The 20,494-nt window shown below is 70.5% G+C and carries 20 protein-coding genes, 1 pseudogene and 1 riboswitch; of the genes and pseudogenes, 12 read left to right on the forward strand and 9 right to left on the reverse strand.

What is annotated here, in order from left to right; translation table 11 throughout:
- Positions 1–32: 32 nt before the first annotated feature.
- From F784_RS0117680 to F784_RS0117700, 5 genes are all read left to right on the forward strand, one after another.
- A complete protein-coding gene (locus tag F784_RS0117680) occupies positions 33–665 on the forward strand; it encodes a lysophospholipid acyltransferase family protein (RefSeq protein WP_026332564.1) in 633 nt (210 codons plus the stop codon).
- A 33-nt stretch (positions 666–698) separates the two neighbouring features.
- Positions 699–812, forward strand: a riboswitch (cobalamin riboswitch).
- 140 nt (positions 813–952) lie between these two features.
- Entirely contained in the window at positions 953–1,822 is an 870-nt protein-coding gene (locus tag F784_RS0117685) for an ABC transporter substrate-binding protein (protein WP_019588066.1), read from the forward strand.
- A gap of 11 nt (positions 1,823–1,833) precedes the next feature.
- Positions 1,834–2,859, forward strand: a complete 1,026-nt coding sequence (locus F784_RS0117690; protein ID WP_019588067.1) for a FecCD family ABC transporter permease — start codon at positions 1,834–1,836, stop codon at positions 2,857–2,859.
- On the forward strand, positions 2,852–3,670 hold the full coding sequence (locus tag F784_RS0117695) for an ABC transporter ATP-binding protein (RefSeq protein ID WP_051086999.1): 819 nt from the start codon (positions 2,852–2,854) through the stop codon (positions 3,668–3,670). The genes F784_RS0117690 and F784_RS0117695 overlap by 8 nt, the downstream gene beginning before the upstream one ends.
- Positions 3,671–3,673: 3 nt before the next feature.
- On the forward strand, positions 3,674–4,021 hold the full coding sequence (locus tag F784_RS0117700; RefSeq protein WP_019588069.1) for a (2Fe-2S) ferredoxin domain-containing protein: 348 nt from the start codon (positions 3,674–3,676) through the stop codon (positions 4,019–4,021).
- A gap of 47 nt (positions 4,022–4,068) precedes the next feature.
- Here the strand turns inward: F784_RS0117700 and F784_RS27325 are convergent.
- The 6 genes and pseudogenes from F784_RS27325 to F784_RS0117725 all read right to left on the reverse strand — a co-directional run.
- Positions 4,069–4,383: pseudogene (locus F784_RS27325) on the reverse strand (M15 family metallopeptidase); the annotation flags it as partial.
- A 9-nt stretch (positions 4,384–4,392) separates the two neighbouring features.
- Positions 4,393–4,650 carry a hypothetical protein gene (locus F784_RS0117705; protein WP_019588070.1) on the reverse strand — a complete coding sequence of 86 codons (258 nt, stop codon included), beginning with the start codon at positions 4,648–4,650 and terminating at the stop codon, positions 4,393–4,395.
- A gap of 30 nt (positions 4,651–4,680) precedes the next feature.
- On the reverse strand, positions 4,681–7,056 hold the full coding sequence (locus tag F784_RS0117710; RefSeq protein WP_019588071.1) for a diguanylate cyclase domain-containing protein: 2,376 nt from the start codon (positions 7,054–7,056) through the stop codon (positions 4,681–4,683).
- Between the two features lie 98 nt (positions 7,057–7,154).
- Entirely contained in the window at positions 7,155–8,741 is a 1,587-nt protein-coding gene (locus tag F784_RS0117715; protein WP_026332565.1) for an HRDC domain-containing protein, read from the reverse strand.
- A gap of 97 nt (positions 8,742–8,838) precedes the next feature.
- On the reverse strand, positions 8,839–9,618 hold the full coding sequence (locus tag F784_RS0117720) for an AMP nucleosidase (RefSeq protein WP_019588072.1): 780 nt from the start codon (positions 9,616–9,618) through the stop codon (positions 8,839–8,841).
- A 206-nt stretch (positions 9,619–9,824) separates the two neighbouring features.
- Positions 9,825–10,655 (reverse strand): isoprenyl transferase, encoded by an 831-nt coding sequence (locus F784_RS0117725; RefSeq protein WP_026332566.1) that lies wholly within the window; start codon positions 10,653–10,655, stop codon positions 9,825–9,827.
- 258 nt (positions 10,656–10,913) lie between these two features.
- Here F784_RS0117725 and F784_RS0117730 point away from each other — a divergent pair, with 258 nt between their 5' ends.
- From F784_RS0117730 to F784_RS0117750, 5 genes are read left to right on the forward strand one after another with little or no spacing between them, the layout of a single operon-like run.
- Positions 10,914–11,483, forward strand: coding sequence for a precorrin-2 dehydrogenase/sirohydrochlorin ferrochelatase family protein (locus tag F784_RS0117730; RefSeq protein ID WP_245557938.1), 570 nt, complete (start codon positions 10,914–10,916; stop codon positions 11,481–11,483).
- The gene (gene hemA / locus F784_RS0117735) at positions 11,480–12,583 is read left to right on the forward strand and encodes a glutamyl-tRNA reductase (protein WP_019588075.1); all 1,104 of its coding nucleotides are present in this window, start codon (positions 11,480–11,482) and stop codon (positions 12,581–12,583) included. Before F784_RS0117730 ends, hemA begins: the two co-directional genes overlap by 4 nt.
- Positions 12,584–12,635: 52 nt before the next feature.
- Entirely contained in the window at positions 12,636–13,517 is an 882-nt protein-coding gene (gene ygfZ, locus F784_RS0117740; RefSeq protein WP_019588076.1) for a CAF17-like 4Fe-4S cluster assembly/insertion protein YgfZ, read from the forward strand.
- The gene (locus tag F784_RS0117745) at positions 13,510–13,953 is read left to right on the forward strand and encodes a hypothetical protein (protein WP_019588077.1); all 444 of its coding nucleotides are present in this window, start codon (positions 13,510–13,512) and stop codon (positions 13,951–13,953) included. The genes ygfZ and F784_RS0117745 overlap by 8 nt, the downstream gene beginning before the upstream one ends.
- Positions 13,954–14,013: 60 nt before the next feature.
- Positions 14,014–14,538 carry a GNAT family N-acetyltransferase gene (locus tag F784_RS0117750; RefSeq protein ID WP_019588078.1) on the forward strand — a complete coding sequence of 175 codons (525 nt, stop codon included), beginning with the start codon at positions 14,014–14,016 and terminating at the stop codon, positions 14,536–14,538.
- Positions 14,539–14,598: 60 nt separating this feature from the next.
- Here F784_RS0117750 and F784_RS0117755 read toward each other — a convergent pair whose 3' ends face one another.
- The 3 genes from F784_RS0117755 to F784_RS0117765 form a co-directional block, all read right to left on the reverse strand.
- Complete coding sequence (locus F784_RS0117755; protein ID WP_019588079.1) at positions 14,599–15,615, reverse strand: ABC transporter permease; 1,017 nt, start codon at positions 15,613–15,615, stop codon at positions 14,599–14,601.
- Positions 15,615–16,637 (reverse strand): ABC transporter permease, encoded by a 1,023-nt coding sequence (locus F784_RS0117760; protein ID WP_019588080.1) that lies wholly within the window; start codon positions 16,635–16,637, stop codon positions 15,615–15,617. Before F784_RS0117760 ends, F784_RS0117755 begins: the two co-directional genes overlap by 1 nt.
- A 250-nt stretch (positions 16,638–16,887) precedes the next feature.
- Positions 16,888–18,606, reverse strand: a complete 1,719-nt coding sequence (locus F784_RS0117765) for an ABC transporter substrate-binding protein (RefSeq protein ID WP_019588081.1) — start codon at positions 18,604–18,606, stop codon at positions 16,888–16,890.
- Between the two features lie 207 nt (positions 18,607–18,813).
- Here F784_RS0117765 and F784_RS0117770 point away from each other — a divergent pair, with 207 nt between their 5' ends.
- Together F784_RS0117770 and F784_RS0117775 are read left to right on the forward strand one after the other, a co-directional pair.
- Positions 18,814–19,833, forward strand: coding sequence for a D-alanine--D-alanine ligase family protein (locus F784_RS0117770; RefSeq protein WP_019588082.1), 1,020 nt, complete (start codon positions 18,814–18,816; stop codon positions 19,831–19,833).
- A gap of 60 nt (positions 19,834–19,893) precedes the next feature.
- Positions 19,894–20,487, forward strand: coding sequence for a TetR/AcrR family transcriptional regulator (locus tag F784_RS0117775; protein ID WP_019588083.1), 594 nt, complete (start codon positions 19,894–19,896; stop codon positions 20,485–20,487).
- The last annotated feature ends 7 nt before the right edge of the window (positions 20,488–20,494 follow it).

Below are 20,494 nucleotides of genomic sequence, written 5' to 3' on the forward strand. Positions count from 1 at the left end.
CTTTCGGGTGGCTGGGGGCGTATCCTCGCCTCATGAGCGATGCTCGTCACTCCACCGCCGCTCCAGCCGAAGGGGCCCGGGTGCCCCGCGTAATCCCCTGGGTCTACCGCCTGGTCGTGTTCGCCACCACGCTGCCCATCTTTCTGCGCGGCCAGCGCGTCGAGGTGTATGGCCGCGAACATGTCCCGCCGCCCGGCACGCCGCTGATCGTGGCGGGGAACCACCGCACGGGCTTCGACCCCTTTCTGATCGCGTACAGCCTGCCGCGCGGCCGCTTCCTGCAATTCATGGCGAAAAAGGAGCTGTTCGTGCCGGTGATCGGGCCGATCATCCGCGCGGGCGGCTCCTTCCCGGTGGACCGCAGCGCCAACGACCTGGGCGCCGTGCGGACCAGCCTCCGCATCCTGCAATCGGGGGGCACGCTCGGCATCTTCCCCGAGGGCACCCGCGGCGGCGGCGAGATGCAAGGGGGTGTGGCCCTGCTCGCGCTCAAGGGCAAATCTCCCGTGCTGCCCGTGGGCCTCAGCCGCCAGGGCAGGCGCTGGATCGTGCGCTTTGGCGAGCCGCTGCCGCCTACCGGGAGCATGAAGGTGTTGACCGCCACCCTCGGCGAACGGCTGACCGAACTCGCGCGGCCGTTGGGCGAGAAGATCAGCGGGGCCTGAGCGCCCATCACAGTGCCCCTTCTGCGGGAAGGGCTATAGTGGCGCCGACGGGCGTGGGGGAAGACCGGCGAAAATCCGGCACTGTCGCGCAACGGTAACTGCTTCTGAAGCGGAAGTCCGAACACCTGCCCCGTCCCGGCCCGCGCCGCAAAGGCGGGGCCGGTGGCCTGACCTCTCGCGGAAAGAGGGACCGCCCGGACAACCCCAGGAGGGTCTACCGCCCGGATGTGTTCACTTCCGCCCCCCACCGGGGCGGCTTTGTTTTCCCTGAGGGCAAGGAGGAACGTATGAAGACCCTTCTGACCCTGACCGCCGTCACCCTCGCCCTGAGCGCCGCCGCAGGTGCGACGAGCTACCCCCTCACCCTGACGGACGACTTGGGCCGCAAGGTCACCCTCAAGGCTGAGCCGAAGCGCATCATCAGCGTGCTGCCCAGCACGACCGAGACATTGTGCGCCCTGGGTCTGTGTGACCGCCTCGTCGGGGTGGACGACTACAGCGACTTCCCGCAGCAGGTGACCAAGCTCCCGAAGGTGGGCGGCCTGTACAACCCCAACATCGAGGCGATGGTGGCCCTGAAGCCCGACCTCGTGATCGTGAGCAAGTACGGCAAGCTCGTCGAGCCGCTGACGCAGGCGGGCGTGACGGTCCTCGCCATCAATCCCGAGACCTATGACGAAGTGTTTTCCAAGACCCTCACGCTGGGCCGGGTCGTGAACCGCGAGGCGCAGGCCAAGGGGCTGGTGCTGAACATGCGCCGCGACATCGCGCGGGTCGAGATTCTGACGAAGAATGCCGTCCGCAAGCCCACGACCTACCTGGAGATCGACCCCACCCCGTACTCGGTCGGGCCGAACTCCTTCATGGGGGTGCTGCTCACCAAGGCTGGGGCGCGCAACATCATCCCCGCGAGCATGGGCGACTTCCCCAAGGTGGACCCCGAGTTCATCGTGAAGGCGAACCCGCAGCTCATGCTGGGTCTGGATGCGAGGGCGGCGGCAGGTCGCCCTGGATGGAATTCCATCCAGGCCGTGAAGACGGGCCGGGCGCTGGAGATTCCCAAGGAACTGGACACCATTCTGAGCCGTCCCGGGCCGCGTCTGCCGCAGGCGCTGCGAGGGCTGGCGCGGCTCGTCCACCCCGAACTCTTTAAGTAAGGCGGTGAGCCGTGAGCCTTGAGCAGGAGGCGGGGGCGCTCTCCCTCCCCACCCGCGGGCCGCGCCGATTGGGCCGCACCGCCGCGTTGGTGGCCGTGCTGCTCGCCGTGGTCGTCCTCGCGGTGGGGCTGGGCAGCGTGACGATCCCGCCCGGCGAGGTGCTGGGCGCCCTGTGGAGGGGCCTGAGCGGGGCCGACCTCGCCGGAAACGACGTGATCGTCTGGCAGATTCGCCTGCCGCGCGTGGCGATGGGCGTGGTTGTCGGCGCCTGCCTCGCCGTGTGCGGCGGCGCCTTTCAGGGCGTGTTCCGCAACCCGCTTGCGGACCCCTACCTGCTCGGCGTGGCGAGCGGGGCTGGGCTGGGGGCAACGGTCGGGATTGTGGCGGGGTGGCCGCGTGCCAGCATTCCCCTGGTGGCGCTGGGGGCGGCCCTCGGGGCGGTCGCGCTGACCCTCGGCCTCGCGCGGGAGGGTAGGCGCTTTCCGCCCACCCGGCTGATTCTGGCGGGCGTGGTCGTCGGAAGCATTCTCAGCGCCTTTTCCACCTTCCTGATCCTGCGCGGCGAGGACCGGGCGCGGCAGGTCCTCGCGTACACCCTGGGCGACCTGGGCTTCAGCGGCTGGCGGGACGTGGCGACGGTGCTGCCGTATGCAGTGGTCGGCTGCGGAGTGCTGGTTCTGCTGGGCCGGGCGCTCGACACCCTGGGGCTCGGCGACCTGACGGCGCGCAGCCTGGGCGTGCCCGTCGAGCGGCTGCGCTTGCTGGTGGTGATCGCCGCGAGCGTGGCGACCGCTGCCGCCGTCGCGTACGTGGGCATCATCGGCTTCGTGGGGTTGATCGTCCCGCACGTCGTCCGGCTGGCGTGGGGCGCGAGTCACCGCATCCTGCTGCCCGTCTCCGCGCTGCTGGGTGGGGCGCTCCTCGTGCTCGCGGACCTGCTCGCGCGGACCACCATCCTCTCGCAGGTCGGCGTGGTCACGACGCTGCTGGGGGGGCCGTTCTTCCTGTGGCTGCTGCGGCGGGGGCGGCATGAGTAGGGAGGTCAGCGGTCAGCCGTCTGCCGTCAGTGTAGACACGCTGGGAGCGCATGATCTCCACGTCCGGGCCGGGAGTTTCCCGGCGGTGCGGGGGGTCAGCGCCTGCTTTCAGGCCGGGCAGTTCGCCGCCGTGATCGGGCCGAACGGGGCGGGGAAAAGCACCCTGCTGCGTGCGTTGCTGGGCCTGAACACCCCGGAGACGGGGGAAGTGTGGCTCTCGGGCCGTTCCCTGCGCGGGTGGCCCCGCTCGGAACGGGCGCGGCGACTCGCCTACCTGGCGCAGGGGGAAGTCCTGCCCCCCGATGCGCGGGTGCGCGACGTGGTGGCCCTGGGGCGTGGGGCGGGCGAGTGGCGCTGGGGCCTGATCCCGACCCGGCCCTGGACTCAGGCCGACGAGGACGCCGTGACGGACGCCTTAACCCGCACCGACACGCTGAGATTTGCGGACCGACGTGTGTCGGAACTCTCCGGCGGCGAGCGGCAGCGGGTCAGCCTGGCCCGCGCGCTCGCCGGGCAGCCGCGCTTTCTGCTCCTCGACGAGCCGACGAACCACCTCGACCTCGCCTACGGGCTGGAGGTGATCCGCCACGCCCGCTGCGAGGCGGCGGGGGGACTGGGCGTGATCGCCGTGCTGCACGACCTGAACCTCGCCGCCCGGGCGGACTGGCTGCTGCTGCTGCATGAGGGCCGGGCGCTCGCGCAGGGCACGGCCGAAGAAGTCCTCACCCCGGCGAATCTGCACGCCGCCTACGGCCTGCGCGCCCGTGTGATGCGGGATGCGGACCGCCTGCTCGTGATCCCGGAGGATTAGCCGATGCCGCCGAAGTTCTTTTCCACCAGGGGCCACCTCCTCGTCTGCCAGGGGCCGAGCTGCCAGGCACGGGGCTCGGGCCTGTTGTACCGTGCCCTCTGGAATCACCTCGAACGCTCGGGCCTCGCCTACTACAAGAAGGGCGGCAGCCTGCGCCTCACGGAAAGTGGCTGCCTGGGCGCGTGCTCCTTCGGCCCGACCCTCTGTGTGTACCGCCAGCGGGAGGGCGGGTTGGAGGAGGGCTGGTACGCGGCGACCGACTTTCCCCTGGCCTCACGTATCGCGCAGGCAGTGCATGAGGGGATGGAGTTGCCGGAGGACCGGAAGTACGGGCCGGAGGGGGAGGGGTAGCCCGCCTCAGCCGCACGCCCCGTCAGCTCCGGGCGGTACTCGAAGTGCATGGTGTCGTGGTGGTACCAGCGGCCCCCCCAGACCCAGCCATATCGCTCGAACACGTGAACCAGGGCGGGGGGAAGGCGGTTGCGGGAGCGAATCCCGACCTGCCCCTCCCGGTAGCCCTTCGAGAGCCAGGAGTCGGCGTGGGCCGTGTTGAGGTCGATGGCGGCGCCCCAGGCGTGCAGGCTCAGGCGGGAGGTTCCGGCAATGTTGCGCCACAGAAGCGCCCCGGCGCTCGGCCGCGCGTAGGGCAGGAGGGCGGGCTGCCGGGCCAGTTCGGCGGCAACTGCCCGCAGGGACGCGGCGGCCCCGTTCACCCGCGTGACCTACCCCAACCAGTTCACCGCGTCGAGGTGGGCGGCCGCTTCCCGCGCCGAATCGCCGTACATCTTGCGGAAGAGGGACTCGTACCGCACCCGCGCGGGGACCTTCAATGGACGGCAGGCGGGGTACACCGTGTCCAGTTCGTAGGAGGCCGGGCCGGTCGAGCCGGGCGGAATACGTGGCCCCCCTCGCCCGCACGAGCCGCCCGGCAGCAGCAGGGCGACGAGGAGAGCGCAAAGCCTGCGGGAGCTGTCTCCCATGCCCTCAGGGTACGCCGTATTCTGGCAGCGTCAGGAGGCCTGGAGAGCGCGTTTTTCGGCCTTGTCCGCGTACATCCGCAGGTCGCTGAGGCGGACGAGGTCGGCGGTGTCCTGGGTGTCCGCCGGGAAGCAGGCCACGCCCGCGCTCGCGTCCACCCCCTCGAAGCCCGCCGCCCGCGTCCGGTCCACGGCGCCCCGCACGCGCTCCAGGATGATCGCCGCCTCGGCCGGACCCACGCCCGGCAGCACGACGGCGTACTCGTCGCCGCCCAGGCGGTGGACCCGGTCCTCCTCGCGCAGGCACTGGCGCAGGGCGCGGGCGAACTCGCGCAGCAGGGTGTCGCCGCGGGCGTGGCCCAGCGTGTCGTTCACCCGCTTGAGGCCGTCGAGATCGACCGAGAGCACGGCGACCGCCGCGCCCTGGCGGCGCGCCCGGCTGAGTTCCGCCGTGAGGTCAATCTCGAACGCCCGGCGGTTGCCCAGCCCCGTCAGGATGTCGGTGCGGGCCGCCGTCTCCAGGCTGTGCAGGTGACGCTGCCGTTCCACCCCGGCGGCCAGCGTGCGCGCCGCCGCCGCGAGCAGGCTGCGCTCGAAAGGAGACCACTCCTCGCAGGGGCCGGTCCGGTAGACCCCCAGCACCCAGGCCTGCTCGGGGAGGCCCAGGGCCACCGGGAGCAGCGCGGCCCCCCGCAGCCCAGCCTCTGCGCAGGCCGGGAGGGTCGCGGGCAGCTCCGTCGGGGTCAGGAAGACCGCCCGGCCACCCAGAACGCCCGCGGCCTCGACCTGCCGGGTGGGGAGGTCCCAGGTGGGCAGCGGGAGGTCCCCGTGGGTGGCGAGCGGACGTAGCACGTCCCCCGCGCGCTGCCACAGGACGAGCGCCCCCTCACCCAGGGCGCGGTTGACGGCGGCCAGGGCGGTCTGTGCCAGTTCCCGGGCGTCCGCCTGCCCGTCCAGCAGGTGGGAGAGTTCCAGCAGGGCCTCGGCCTGCTCGCGGGCGCGCACGGCCTCCCGCTGGGCCTGCACCGCCGCCGTCACGTCGTAGCCGGTGCCAACCAGTCCCGCCGGGCGTCCCCCGGCGTCCTGCAGCGGCCCGTAGTGGGCCTCGAAGACCTGCCCCCTCACCTCCACGTGGGTCGTGAAGCTCTCCCCGGCGAAGGCGCGGTCCAGATTGGTGAGGACCGCCGCGTCCCCGGCAAAGGCCTCCCGCACCGAGCGGCCGACCAGCCCCGCCGGGATCGCTCCCAGGGCGGCCAGGCCCCGGCCCTCGACGAGGGTAAAGGTGCCCGACAGGTCCGTCGTCCAGAGGACCACCGGGGCGGCCTCCAGCGCGAGGCGCAGCTTCTCCTGGCTCTCGCGCAGGGCGGCCCGCTGCGCGCTCTGGCTCAGGCTCTGGCGCACCGCCCGGCTCACAGCGTCCACGAGCTGGCGGTCCCGCGCGGTCCAGGGCCGCTCCTGGTGCAGCCGCAGCAGGGTCATCATGTAGGTCGCCTCCCCCTCCTGCCCCAGGCACACGCTGACTGCCGAGCGCACCCCGGCAGCGACGAGGTCCGCGTGGCTCCCGGGGTCGCGGGCGTAGTCGGAGACGAACAGGGGGGTGTCACACCCGGCCGCCTGCCACATCAGGCCGCCCTCCTCCCGCCGCATCTCCCGGGTGGCCTGCCGGGCGAGGTCCGCCCCCGCCGGGCTGTGCCAGGCGCTGCGCGAGGTGGCGCTATCCCCCCGGATCACCACCAGCCCCCCCCAGTCCACGTCGAGGGCGGCGCCGGTCAGTTCGACGACGTGTGGCAGCAGCTCCCCCGTCGGCAGGTCGAGGTCGGTGAGGTCGCCGATGCCCTGGAGGAGCCGCGAGAGGTTCAGGGCGTCTTGCAGGCTCCGGGCCTGCGTCTCCCGGAGCTGGGCCGCGCGGTCCGCCTCCAGCCTCCCCAGCCGCAGTTCCAGCTCGTCGATCACGAGCGCGGCGAAATCCTTCAGGGCGGCCCGTTCCTGAGCGGAAAAGCTCGCCCGCGGCCGCTCGTCCAGGATGCACAGGGTTCCCAGTGTGTGCCCATCCGGCGTGACGAGCGGCGCCCCCGCGTAGAAGCGCAGCCCCGGCGCCCCGGTCACGAAGGGGTGGCGCGCGAAGCGGGCGTCGGCGGCCAGGTCGGGCACCACCAGGACGTCCAGGCTGTGCAGGGCGTGGGTGCAAAAGCTCAGGGAGCGGTCGGTCTGCCGCATATCCAGGCCGAAGCAGGCCTTGAAGAAGGTGTGCTGCGACCCGACCAGCGAGATCAGGGAAATGGGGACCCCGAACAGCCGCGCGGCCAGCGCCGTGAGCCGGTCGAAGGCCGCCTCGGGCAGCGTGTCCAGCACCGCGTAGCGTTCCAGCGCCGCCAGCCGTCCCTGTTCCCGAACCGCAGTCGTTTCCATCCCCGTCAGCTTAGGGAGGAGCGTCTGTCACGGCTCTGACACGCTTTGCCGCGCCAGGAGGTGGAATTTTCGGCTTTGTCGGGGCCGGAGCCGCTTGCCTACCCCCGCACGACCTCCAGAATCTTGTCCCCGTACTTCCGCAGCCGTTCCGGCCCCATGCCGCGCACGGCCTTCAGGTCGTCGAGGGTGTAGGGCACCCGGCGCGCGATCTCGGCCAGCGTCGCGTTGCTGGCGATGATGAAGCGGCTGACCTCCTGGCGCCTGGCCTCGGCGTTGCGCCACTCGCGCAGCCGGGCGTAGATCGCGGCCTGCTCGTCGGTGAGGTCGGCGGCGGGGTCGAGCGCCCCACCCTCGCCCGCGTTGCTGGGCAGGTCAGGGGTGAGGTCGGGCGCGGCGGGGGCGGGTTCGGGTTCCGCCGGTTGGGAGGGTGAGGCGTCCTCCGCTGGCGTGTCCTCCACCTCCGGCTCGGGCTGCGGTTCCGCCTCCGGCACCTCGGCGGTGGCGAGGGGCGGCTGGACCTCCAGCTCGGGCTCGTCCGGCCCGCCGCTGACCGGGGTGGGGAGCGGGGGAAGGCTCTCGGGCTCGAAGTCGCTGAACACGATCTCGGGGGTCCAGGTCACCTCCTCCTCGGCGGGGGGGGCGGGCTCTGCGGGCGCGGCGTCCTCGACCGGCGGCGCGTCGAAGGTCACGCGGGCCGGGGCCTCGGGAGCGTCCGGGAAGGCCTCGTCCGGGCGGGGGAGGTCGGGCTGGGGCGAGGGCGGGCGGAACTCCCGTTCCTGGCGGGGGCGTTCGGGTCGGCTGTCGCGCCCGGAAACACGGGCGATGGGCTCAGCCTCCCTGACCTCCGTCAGCTCGCGCACGAGCGGCAGCGGGTCCGCCACCGGCCGCGGCTGGCCGCGCAGCAGGGCGAGGGCCGTCTCGGCGTCTTGCAGGCCGGGGGTGAAGACCACGCCGCCCTCCACGCTGCGGGTGGCGGCCAGCACCCCGCCGGGGAGCCAGGGCGTGTTGGGCGCCGCGTCGGGCGGGAGAAGCAGCGCCGTGGGGCCGAAGGGCAGCGCCCCGCCCCCCAGCCGCTCGGCGAGGAGCCCCACCGTGCGCGCGCTCCGGGCCAGCCGCAGCGGCAGCGTCGCCACGTCGCGCAGGGCGAGCGCGACCGTCACGTCGGCGGGGGCGGGGGCCGCGGGCGCGGGGCTCTCCCCCGTGCCGAACAGCAGCGCCAGCCCCCCCTCGCCGAAGCCGGTCAGCGTGACTCCGTCGCGGTACACCACGAGGGCGGCGCCCCGGGTGAACCACCCGCCCCCCGGCGCCAGGGTGGCGTCCACGATGACCGGCACCCCGGCCCGCTCGGCGCGGCGCAGAAGCCGCTCGTCGGGCTCGGCCAGCCAAGCGGCCCGGGCGCCGGTCCAGTCGGCGTCCAGCCCGGCGGCGGCCAGGCCCTGCTCGGCCAGCGCCGCGCGGTTCACGCCCAGCCGCTCGTCCACCCGCACCACGCCGGGACCCAGCAGCGCGGCGAGTTGCCGGGCCAGAGCGGCCTCGCCCCCCAGCGTCAGGCCCCAGTCGGCCCCCTCCAGGGCGGCCAGCGCGGCGCTCAACCGGGCGTGGGGATCACCCCGTTCGGCGTGCAGGCCGACCAGCCGGGCGTCGGGGCGGGGATCGGGACGGGGAAGGTCGGGCGAGTCGGTCATGCGCCCCATTGTGCCGCACGGGACCGCCATGGCGCGGAGGACGTGCGCGGGAAAAAGTTCATGCGGCAGCACCAGCCCCCCGCTCAAGGTGTTCTCCTCAGGTGCTCTCGAAGCGCAGGTGCCGGACGCTGCGGCCCACGCTGCGAATCTCGCGCAGGGCCTGCATGCCGATCTTCACGTGCTGAGTGGCAAAGGTCTCGGTCACCCAGCGGTCACTCTCGGTCGTCTTGACCCCCTCGGGCACCATGGGCTGGTCCGAGACCAGGAGCAGCGCCCCGGTGGGGATGTGGTTGGCAAAGCCAACCGTGAACACGGTCGCGGTCTCCATGTCGATCGCCATGCAGCGGGTCCTGGTCAGGTACTCCTTGAAGGCCGCGTCGTGCTCCCACACCCGGCGGTTCGTCGTGTAGACGGTGCCCGTCCAGTAGTCGAGCCCCGCGTCCCGGATGCTCGACGAGATCGCCCGCTGGAGGCTGAACGCCGGGAGCGCCGGAATCTCGGGCGGCAGGTAGTCGTTGGAGGTGCCGTCGCCCCGGATGGCCGCGATGGGCAGGATGAGGTCCCCCACCTTGTTCTTGCGCTTGAGCCCGCCGCACTTGCCCAGGAACAGGACCGCCTTGGGCTCGACGGCACTCAGCAGGTCCATGATGGTGGCCGCGTTCGCGCTCCCCATCGTGAAGTTGATCAGGGTGATGCCGTCCGCCGTGATCGTCGGCATGGCCTTGGTCGGGTCGTGGATGCTCCCCCCGGTCAGCTCCGCGAAGATGTCGAGGTAGCCCAGAAAGTTGGTCAGGAGGATGTAGTCCCCAAACTCGGAGAGCGGCAGGCCGGTGTATCGGGGGAGCCAGTTTTCGACGATCTCCTGTTTGGTTCGCATCTGACCTGCCAGGGTAGGAAGCGGCCAGTACAGTGTCAATCGGGACAAGCCTTACCCAGAACGCCGACCGGGCTCAGGGCCTCCAAAAGTTTCGGGCGGACCCGTCGAGGCCTCACGTACAGGTACGTGGCAAAACGGTCTCTCGACCCTCCGGGCCAAGTCTGACCTCTGCCCTTGGACTCGCCCGGCTTCCCCCCCCCCTCAGCCTACTTCCCGAATCGGCGCTCCCGGCCCTGGAACTCGCGCAGCGCCCGCAGGAAATCCACCCGCCGGAAGCCCGGCCAGTACACGTCACAGAAGTAGAACTCGGAATACACGCTCTGCCACAGCATGAAGCCTGAGAGCCGAATTTCGCCGCTGGTGCGGATGATGAAGTCGGGATCGGGAACCCCGGCCGTGTACAGGTGCGCGCTGATGTGCTCGGGCCTCAGCGTCTCGATCACCTCGGGGAGTGTGTGGCCCTGCGCCGCCTGCCCGGCGAGGTGCTGCTTGACCGCGTCCACGATCTCCTCGCGGCCCCCGTACCCCACGGCGATGTTCAGCAGCATGCCGTCGTACCCGGCGGTCCGGGCCTCCAGCTCGCGCAGGGCGTCGAGGACGTGCCCGGGAAAGTCGTGGTGCTGGCCGATGGCGCGCACCCGCACCCGGTTAGCGTGGATGCGGGGATCGGTGGCGAGGTTGCGCGCCTCCCGCTCCAGCAGGCTCAGGATGTGGGCGAGTTCCTCCGGGGCGCGGCTCACGTTGTCGGTGGACAGCACCCAGATCGTCACGGTGGGAATGCCGAGTTCCAGGCACCACTGCAACACCTCGTGCGCCTTGTCGGCGCCGAAGGTGTGGCCCATCTCGCGCTGAAGACCGCTGGCCCGGGCGAAGCGGCGGTTGCCGTCGAGGATCAGGCCCAGGTGGCGGGGCAGCCGCCCGTGGGCCCCCACCTCGCGGGCAAGGCGCTGCTCGTACCCCCACAGCAAGGCGCCGCGGGCCACGTCGCGCGTTTTTTTCGCGGTGCGGACGGCGAGCTTAAGGGGCCTACGGCTCATAACGCGGGCCAGTGTAGCGCGTGGGGGGGAGGGGAGCGTCTATCAAAAGGGGCAGGGGTCCTGGAACGAGTGGCCCACCCCAGTTCCCCTGAGGCCCGCACCCCGCAGGCCAGGGGGAAGGGGGCCCTTCCTCAGGCCCTCGCCACCTCCTGACCCCCGCGAGTGCCGCCCAGTCATCCCGAAAATCCCGTCCTGCCCGCATTCTTACCGGTCGGTCGGGGACGCCCGCCCCGGCCGGGACGCGGTATGCTGCGCCCCGTGAGTTTGGCGGCGTTCCTCGATTTGCAAGGCGAGCGGGCCCTGGTGGTGGGCGGCGGCCCGGTCGCTCTGCGCCGGGTGCGGACCCTGCTGGGCGCAGGCATGGGCGTGACGGTCGTCGCCCCCGAATTGCACCCCGACCTCCTGGGCCTGCCGGTGCGCGCCGAGCGGCGGCCCTACCGGCCGGAGGATGTTCGGGGGGTGCGCGTGGTCGTTGCCGCCACCGACAGCGCTGCCGTGAACGACGCCGTGACCGCCGATGCGCGGGCGGCGGGCGTTCTGGTCAATCACGCGGGCGACGCCGCGCGGGGCACCCTGCGCTTTCCGGCGGTGATCCGGCGCGGAGGGGTGCAGGTGGCCGTCACGACGGGGCGCGAGCTGCCCCTGCTCGCGCAGGCTGTAGGTGAGCGCGTTGCGGCGCTGCTGCCGGACGATTCCGCCGTGGAGGCCTGGGCGGGGCGGCGCGAGCGGGCGCTGACCCTGGCCCCCGCCGAGCGCGAGCGCGAACTCGCGGGGCTGCGGGCCGACATCCGCGCGGCGTTGGGCCTGGCCGCTGGGGGGGCCGCGTGACGCTCGCCTGCCCGACCGCCCGCGCCTTTCTCGCGCAGCCGAGAGCTCTGCCCCCCGCGCCGCTGGACTTCGTGGTGGTCGGCCTCAACCACCAGACCGCCCCAGTTGAGGTCCGCGAGCGCGCCGCCGTCCGCGCGGGGGAGGAGGGGGCGATCCTCTCGCACCTTTCCCTCCACGCGCGGGAGGTCATGCTGCTCGCCACCTGCAACCGCACCGAGGTGTACCTCGCCGGAATCGAGGGTGACCCCGTCAGCGCCTTCGAGGGCGCCTGGGGCCACGCGCTGGAGGGCCACCTCTACGTCCACCGGGGGGACGCGGCCGTCGCGCACCTGTACCGGGTGGCGGCCGGGCTGGACAGTCTGGTGATCGGCGAGACGCAGATTCAGGGCCAGGTCAAGCGCGCTTGGCAGGAGGCCCACGCCCGGGGCCTGTCGGGCACGCTGCTGAACAAGATCGCGCAGGGCGCCCTGGCTGCGGGGAAGCGTGTTCGCAGCGAGACGGGCCTGAGCGACAAGGTGGTCAGCGTGTCGAGCGCCGCCGTCGAACTCGCCCAGGCCGCGCTGGGGGACCTTACGCGCCGCACGGCCCTGATCCTCGGTGCGGGCGAGACGGCCGAGCTGACGCTGACCCACCTGCGGGCCGCGGGTGTGCGGGACGTGATCGTGGTCAACCGCACTGAGGCGCGCGCCCGGCAGCTCGCTGACAAACTCGGGGGCCGCGCCTGCGCCGCCGAGTACCTGCACGAGGTCCTGCCGGAAGCCGACGTGGTGATCGCGTCGAGCGCGGCGCCCCACCATGTCCTGAACGGGGTGGGGGTGGAGGCGGCCCTGGCCGGGCGCCCCGGGCGGCCCATGTTCCTGATCGACATCAGCGTGCCGCGCATCCTGGCCCCGGACATCGCCGCCGTGCCCGGCGCGCACCTGTACAACCTCGACGACCTGACCGCCATCGTGAGCCGCAACCTGCAAAGCCGCCGCGCGGCCCTTCCTCGCGCCGAGGCGATCATCCGCGAGGCGGTTTCGGATCTGGCGCGCTGGCACCTCACGCGGGAGGCGCAGATGAGCCGTCAGGAACGGCAATTGGCGCTGGCGAGCGACTGAGCTGGGGAACCACGCCACGAACCGCCTCCCCGTTTTCCCGTACCCTGCCCTCATGTGGACCCGGCTTCCTTCGAGCGCCCTGCGCGTAACCGGCGCGGACCGCGTGGACTTCGTGCAGGGGCAGATGACGAACGACCTGCGGGGCGCCCCCACGCCCGGGGTCGTGGCCTGCGGCTTCCTGAACGTGCGCGGCCAGATCGAGTTCTTCGCGCGGGCCTACAAGCGCGAGGGGGACGTGTACCTCCACCTTGACGCCGGGCAGGCCGAGGCCCTCGCCGCGCGGCTGCGGCGCTACATCATCTTCGACCAGGTCGAGGTGGAGGACCTGTCGGGGGAGTTGCGGACGGTCCACGTCTGGGACGAGGCCGCTGTGCCTGGCTGGAACCCGCAGGGAGGGAGCGCGCAGACTTTCGAGCTGGCGGGGGGAACGGTCCTCGCGGGCCGGGTCGACCGTACGGGAACTCCCGGCGTGGACCTGCATTTCCTGGCCCGCCACGAGGAGGCCGTCCTCGCCGCGCTCGGGGGAGGAGAGGCGCCGCTGGATGCCCTCGATGGGGCGCGGGTCCGGGCGGGCATCCCTGACATCACCCGCGACGGCTTCGTGGGCGTTCTCCCGCAGGAGGTCGGATTGGACGTGGGCGGCCCCCTGCCCTCCATCAGCTACCGCAAGGGCTGCTACGTGGGGCAGGAGATCATGGCCCGGCTGGAGGCGAGGGGTAACGCTCGCTATCACCTCGCCCGATTGCGCGGGGAGGGGCTGCCCGACCACGCCGCGGTGACGCGGGAGGGCCGGGCCGTCGGGCAGGCGGGCCTGCAGGCGGGGGGCCTGAGCCTCGCCCGGCTGCGGAAGGAACTGCTCGCGGGGGATGTGGTGGAGGTCGGCGGCGTGCCCGCGTCCGTGGAGTTCCTGGCCCCCGCCCCCGCCGATGCTTGAGGCCTTCGCCCGCGAGCTGCGCTCCGGGGAGCCCGCCGACCTCACCCGCGCCGCCCGCCGCGCGCAGGTCGTCGCGTTCCTGGCGCTCGCCCTGCCGGGGCTGCCGTTGGGGGGCCTGTACCTGCTGACCCGGCCCACCCCGCTGACCCTGCCCTGGGCCGCCGGGCTCGCCGGGATGGCCGCGCTCCTCGCGCTCGTCGTCCTGCGCCTCGCCCGGCGGGCGGCCCACGGCGGTGCCCAGCCCCCCTCCCACGCAGCCCTCACGGCGGCCATGCAGGGCGGCGCCGCACCCGCCGTGCCCTTTCTGCTGGGGTGTGCCTTCCTGAACCAGCCCGCTGTCCTCGTCCTGCTCTGGGGAGTCGCGGCCCTCGCCCTCGTCCTGGCCTGGTCGAGCGTTCCCCGCTGGGTACGGGCGGCGATAGCCCGGGGCAGCTGACGGGGGCGCTGAGCCATTCGGCGGACGGACCCGGGGCCTGCCTCCCCTACCCTGGGCCCCATGTACGCCGAGACCCCCCGCCTGCTGCTCGTCCCCCTCACGCGCGAGGTCATCGAGCGGCGGCTGACCTGCGACCACTTCACGGCGGAGGTGCCGACCCCCGCTGGCCCGCTGACCGTCACCTACCCGCCCGCCTGGCCCGGCGACCCGCTCCCGATGTTCCCGCACAAGCTCGCCGCCCTCGACCCCGGGAAGGAGGCCTGGAGTGCCACCCTGGTTGAGCGCGCCACCCTGACCGCCGTCGGGCAGATGGGGGCCAAGGGCCAGCCGAGTGAGCAGGGAGACGTGGAGATCGGCTACGGGCTCAACCCGGAAGTCTGGGGCCGGGGCTACGCGACCGAGGCAGTGGGCGCCCTCGTCGCGGCCCTGCTCGCCCGGCCGGACGTGCGGCGGGTCACCGCGCAGACGGCGACGACCAACCCGGCCAGCGCGCGGGTGCTCGAAAAACTGGGCTTCACGCGGGTCGGCACCGCGTGGGACGAGGAGGATGGGGACCTGACCGTGTGGGCGAGAGGGGCGGGGTAGTCGCCCCCCAAACGAACACGCCCCAGCCTGTGCGGCGGGGGCGTGCCTTGGAGGTGCGGCTTAACGGCTCTTGGGGTCCAGCGCGTCGCGCAGGCCGTCACCGAACAGGTTGAAGGCGAGGCTGAAGGTCACGATGAACAGCGCCGGGAAGACCAGCACGTACCAGTAGTCGGGCTTGAGCCAGGGGCGGGCAAATTCGACAAGCTGGCCCCACTCGGCGTACCCGCTCTCGAAGCCCAGACCCAGGAAGGACAGCGCGGCCACGCTGAGGGGCACGGTGCCCAGGTCCAGCACGGCGAGCGTCAGCACGCTGGCGAGGCTGTTGGGAATGACGTGTCTCAGGATCAGACGCCAGTCGCGTGCCCCGAGGCTCCGGGCGGCGTCCACGTATTCCAGTTGCCGGGTCCGCAAGACGTCACCGCGCACCACACGGGCATACCCGGCCCACCCCGCAATGCTAAAGGCGAGGATGATCGGCCCTGTGGGATCGCCCCCGGGATTTTTGGCGCGCAGGATGGTGAGCAGCACGACCGTCAGGATCAGGGGCGGCATGGCGAACAGCACGTCGATGAACCGCTGAATCAGGTTGTCGATCCAGCCGCCGTAGTACCCGCTGACCGCGCCGATGACGACGCCCACCACCAGCGTGATCGCCACGATGATGAACGACATCTTGAGGGCAGTGCGGGCCCCCCAGATCAGGCCGTAGAAGATGCTGTAGCCGTTGGAGGTGCCGAAGATGGCCTCGGGACCGGGCGGCGTGGGCGTCGAGGAGAAGCTGAGGCGCTCAATCTGGTAACAACTGCGCGGGGGAGCGAGGACGGCCTGCCAGAACGCACCACCCAGCGGGTTATAGACCGCGGTAGGGGTGGAGATGTTCAGGTCGCGCAGGCAGTTGCCCTGCGGTGGGGCGATGAGCGGCGCGAACAGGGCGACCAGACCGAACAGCAGCGTGATGACCAGGCCGGTCACGGCCAGCTTGTTGCGCCGCAGCTTCCGCACCGCCGGGCCGGTCCAGAACAGCTCCCAGCGGCTGCGCTTGGGGGCGGGGGCAGGAACAGGAGCAGTGGTCGTCATCAGTCGAACCTCACGCGCGGGTCAACGACCCCATACAGGATGTCCACGACTGTGCTCACCACGACCACGATCAGCGCCGAGAGCAGCGCGAAGCCCAGCACGGCGGGGATGTCCAGGCGCAGCCCGGCGTCCACCATCCACAGCCCCACACCCGGATACCCGAAGATAAACTCGGTGATCAGAGAGCCGCCCAGCAGGTTGATGATCAGGAAGCCGCCCAGCGTCACGATACTCAGCAGCGCGTTGCGGCGGGCATGCTTGTTGTTCACTGTACGGTTAGACAGGCCCTTGGCGCGCGCCGTCCGCACGTAGTCGCTCGTCAGCGCCTCCAGCATATTGTTCCGCATCACCTTCACGATCGTGGCGGCGCTGACCACCGTCAGGGTCGCTGCGGGCAGGATCAGGTGCTGAATCACGTCCCAGGCGATATCCCAGCGGCCATTGAGGGCAGCGTCCAGGCTGAGCAGCCCGGTGTAGCGTCTCAGGTCACCGATGGAGAACTGGTTGATGACATTGACCTGCCCGGCACCGGGAAGCCAGCCCAAATAGCCGTAGAACACCGCCAGCAACACGATGCCCAGCACAAAGGTCGGAAGGCTATAACCGATAATAGTCAGGACACGTAAGATCTGGTCGATCAGCTTGTCCTTGTTCAGGGCACTGAGTGTTCCCAGCCAGATGCCCAGGAGCAGGATCGGGAGGGCCGTGAGCAGCGTCAGCTCAATGGTATTCGGCAACCTCTCACGGATAGTGTCGGTCACGTCCTGGCCGCTGGCACGCGAGAAGCCCAGGTCACCCTGAAGAGTACTGCCGAGCCATTTGCCGTACTGCGTGATGAACGGGGCATCCAGTCCCCGTTCCCTGATAATCGCCTCCAGGCGGGCGGCCTGCTGGTCGCTGCGGATATACCCCGCGGCGCGCTGCTCAGGCGTCAGCAGTTGCGTCAGCCCGACGATCAGCAGGGAGAGCGCGAGCATGACCAGGGGAACCTGGAGCAGCCGCCTAACGATGAAATTGAGCATGGATTCCTCGGGAAGTGGGCCGTGGTCTTCCGGTCAGGGGCGCGGAAGGGGGCCGGAGTGAAAAGCGTGGAGCGAAGGAGCAGCCGGACAGGACGGTCGAGCAGCCTGGGAAGCGAAAGACAGTGTAAACCCTTCGCTGCCGGGGCCGGGAGACCAACCGCCCATATGAGCAGGCAAAGCTGAAGGCCGGATGAAACGAGGTGGCGGGGGGATGGCTGTCCTCTCGCCATCCCCCCGCTGCCCGAGCAGCTTACTTCTTGCTGAGGTTCTTCCAGAAGGTGCCCAGGTCGAAGCTGATCAGCGGGTTGTAGTTGGCCGCACTGGCACCGACCAGGTTGTTGCGGAAGAACATGTAGTTCACACCCGCCGGGACGATGATGTAGGGTGCCTGCTCGTAGGCACGGTTAGCAACCAGGCTGTACAGGCGGTTACGCTGCGGGCCATTGGGAATGGTGCGCGCCTGCTTGAGCCACGCGTCCACCTGCGCGTCCTTGAAGTTGGCGCGGGGAGCGTAGAAGCCGTCCGAGGCGTAGAAGGTGTACATGAAGTTGTCGGGGTCGGCGTAGTCCGGGACCCAGTCGAAACGGATCATGGCTTCCTTGCCCGCGCGGGCGCTGGAGAGCATCTCCGACCACTGCTTGGCCTGAATGTTGACCTTGAACTTGGGGTTCAGGGATTCGATGTTGCGCTTCAGGATCTCCATCGTGGTCTGGCTGGGCGTGCTGCCAGCGCGGTAGTTGGCTGTCAGAACGAAGCCGTTCTTCCACACCTGGCCGCCAAAGGCCCGCTGGAAGTACCGCTTGGCCGCCGCCGCATCGAACTTGTAGGTCTTCACCTTGGTGTCGTACCCCGGGAAGATTTCGGGAAGCAGCATCGTGCGCTGCTTGCCCTTGCCCGCGTTCACGTCCCGGGTGTACTGGTCGTAGCCGAAGGCGTAGCTGAAGGCGCGGCGCACGTTCGGGTCGGCGAAGAAGTTGGCGGGAATGCCCTTGCCGTCCAGCTTGCCGCTGCCCAGCACCTTGGGGTCCGCGATCTTCTCGTTCATGAAGACGGCGCCAGCGTTCACGTTGGGCAGGTCATCCACCCAGGTCACGCCGGACTTGCCCTTGACCTGCTCCTGATCCACAGCGCGGCCGCCACCCTCGATGGCGTCGGCGTCACCGCGCAGGAAGGCCTGCTGGCGCGCAGCGAGTTCCGGCACAATCTGGAAGACGACGTTCTTGATCGCGGGCTTCGTGCCCCAGTAGCCGTCGAAGGCCTGGGCCAGCAGCGTGTTCGCGTCGCGGCGAACGATGCGGTAGGCTCCGGTGCCGCTGGGGTTCTTGCTCAGATTGCTCCCCGTGAGGTCCTTGCCGACCCAGTTCTTCCAGTCGGCCTCGGTGCCCTTCCACTCGCCGTTGGCAATGGCGTACTTGCTGTCCACGATGCTCTGGCCCACGAAGGCCAGCTTGGCGAGGAATGCCGGGTCCACGGCGGGCAGCGTGAAGACGAGCTGGCCCGCGTTGTTGCACTCCACCGCCTTGTCGATCTTGGCCCAGGTGATCGACTTGTCGTCGCTGGCGTTGCTCCCCGTGCCCAGCAGGCTCTCGGACAGGAACCAGTTGCCGCTCTCGGCGCTGTTCGTCACCAGGTTGCGCTCGAAGGTGTACTCCGCGTCACGGCAGGTCATGGTGTTGCCGGAGTGGAACTTCACGTTCTTCCGCAGATCGAAGGTGTACGTCTTGCCGCCATTGCTGGCCGTCCACTTCGTGGCGAGCAGAGGCTGCAAGTCACGCGCACTGGAGCCCTTGTAGGTCACCAGCGTCTCGTACACGTTCTCCACGACGGAGCCCGACGACGTGTCGTAGGTCGCGCCGGGGTCCAGGGTAGGAATATCCGCCGACTGCTGGTACACGAACGTATCCTTGGGCGTGGCTGCAAAGGCCGCGCCAGCGAGAAGGAGGGTGCTGAGAATCGCCAGTTTCTTCATAGCTTCTCCTACAGAACGGTGCCGATCACGCTCCCGTTTCGGGAGTCATGCCAAACACCTGTTAGGTAAACGGTAAGCATCATAGCGTAGGCTGAGCAACAGATGTGAGAAAACTCGGAGAAGCCAAAGTGGCAAAGCCCGCAGTCCCGCGCGCGTCTCTTGCTCTCCTTGAGCCCCTTGAGCCTTGACAGTGCCATACTGCGCCCCGTGAAGAAGCGCATCCTGCTGCTGGCGGGCGGACAGTCCGGGGAACACGAGGTCAGCCTGATGAGTGCCCGCAGCGTTCTGAGTGCCCTGCCGCGTGATCAATTCGACGTCACCCCCGTGGTGATCAGTCCTCAGGGCCGCTGGCTGCCCCCCACCGACACGCAGCGGGCACTGGAGACCGGTCAGGCCCAGCGCGGCGGCGACCTCGTGCTGCACCGCGCCGCGAGCGCCGAGGGCTACGACGTGGTCTTCCCGCTGCTGCACGGCCCGATGGGCGAGGACGGCACTATCCAGGGCCTGCTCACTCTGGCAGGCATTCCCTTTGTGGGCTCGGGTGTGCTGGGCTCGGCCGTCAGCATGGACAAGGTGATGACCAAGCAGGTGCTCGCCTCGGCGGGACTGCCGCAGGTCGGGTGGCGCCTCGCCGTGCGCCGCGAGTGGCAGGACCGCCCGCAGGAGGTGTGTGCCCGCGCGCAGGAGCTGGGCTACCCCCTCTTCGTGAAGCCCGCCAACCTGGGCTCCAGCGTGGGGATCAGCAAGGTGAACCACCCCGACGAGCTGACGCGGGCGCTCGACCTCGCCTTCAGCCTCGACCGCCGGGTGATCCTGGAGGCGATGACTCCTCACCGGCCCCGCGAGGTCGAGGTGGGTATCCTGGGCAACGATGCGCCCATCGCCAGCCCGGTCGGCGAGCTGCGCTTTGACGCCGAGTTCTACGACTACGAGACGAAATACACCGAGGGCCGCGCGGTCATGCACATCCCCGCGCCCCTGCCGGGTGAGGTGGCCGAGCGGGTACGGACATTGGCCCTCACGGCCTTCCGGGCGCTCGACTGCGCCGGGCTGGCCCGGGTGGATTTCTTCTACGTGGAGGAGACGGGCGACCTCTTCCTGAACGAGGTGAACACCATGCCCGGCTTCACCACGACGTCCATGTACCCCAAGCTGTTCGAGGCGGCGGGCCTGAGCTACGGCGAACTCGTGACCCGGCTGGTGGAGCTGGCCCTGGAAAGGCGGTAGCCCGGCCAATGTACCCTGCCTTACAGCCGGGTAGGTGAATTAGCGAGTATCTCCTCACTTATGGCCCGCCCCCGCTCCATCACCGATGAGCAGATCGTGGCGGCGGCCCGGGAGGCGTTTCTGGAGCAGGGGTTTTCCGCCACGACCCTGGAGATCGCCCGGCGCGCGGGAGTCTCGGAGGGCACCCTGTTCAAACGCTTCGCCACCAAGGAGGATCTGTTCGAGGAGACGGTGGGCCTGCGCGACTCTGCCGGGTGGCGCGAGGAGTTGCGCGGCCTGGTCGGCACGGGCGACGTGCGGCGCAATCTGGAGCGGTCGGCCCTGCGCTTTCTCGAGACCGCCGAGCGGATCGTGCCCACCCTGATGCTGATCTTCTCGCGCGGGCATGCCCCCGCCCACAACCCCATGCTCGAACGCCTGGGCAATCCCATCCGCCACGATGCCGACGCCCTGGCAAGTTACCTGCGGGCCGAGGTCGCGCTGGGCCGCGTCCGCCCCGTGGACGCCGACGTGACGGCGCTCACCCTGATGGGCACCCTGACCCACTACGTCCACCGCGAATTGATGACGCCCGAGCCGGGCCGCGAGCCGCTGGACTCCGGGCGCTTTGTGCGCGGGCTGCTGGACGTCCTGTGGCCCGGGCTGGAGCCCTGAGCGCGTA

Origin of the sequence: Deinococcus apachensis DSM 19763 (assembly GCF_000381345.1) — a bacterium.
GTDB lineage: Bacteria > Deinococcota > Deinococci > Deinococcales > Deinococcaceae > Deinococcus > Deinococcus apachensis.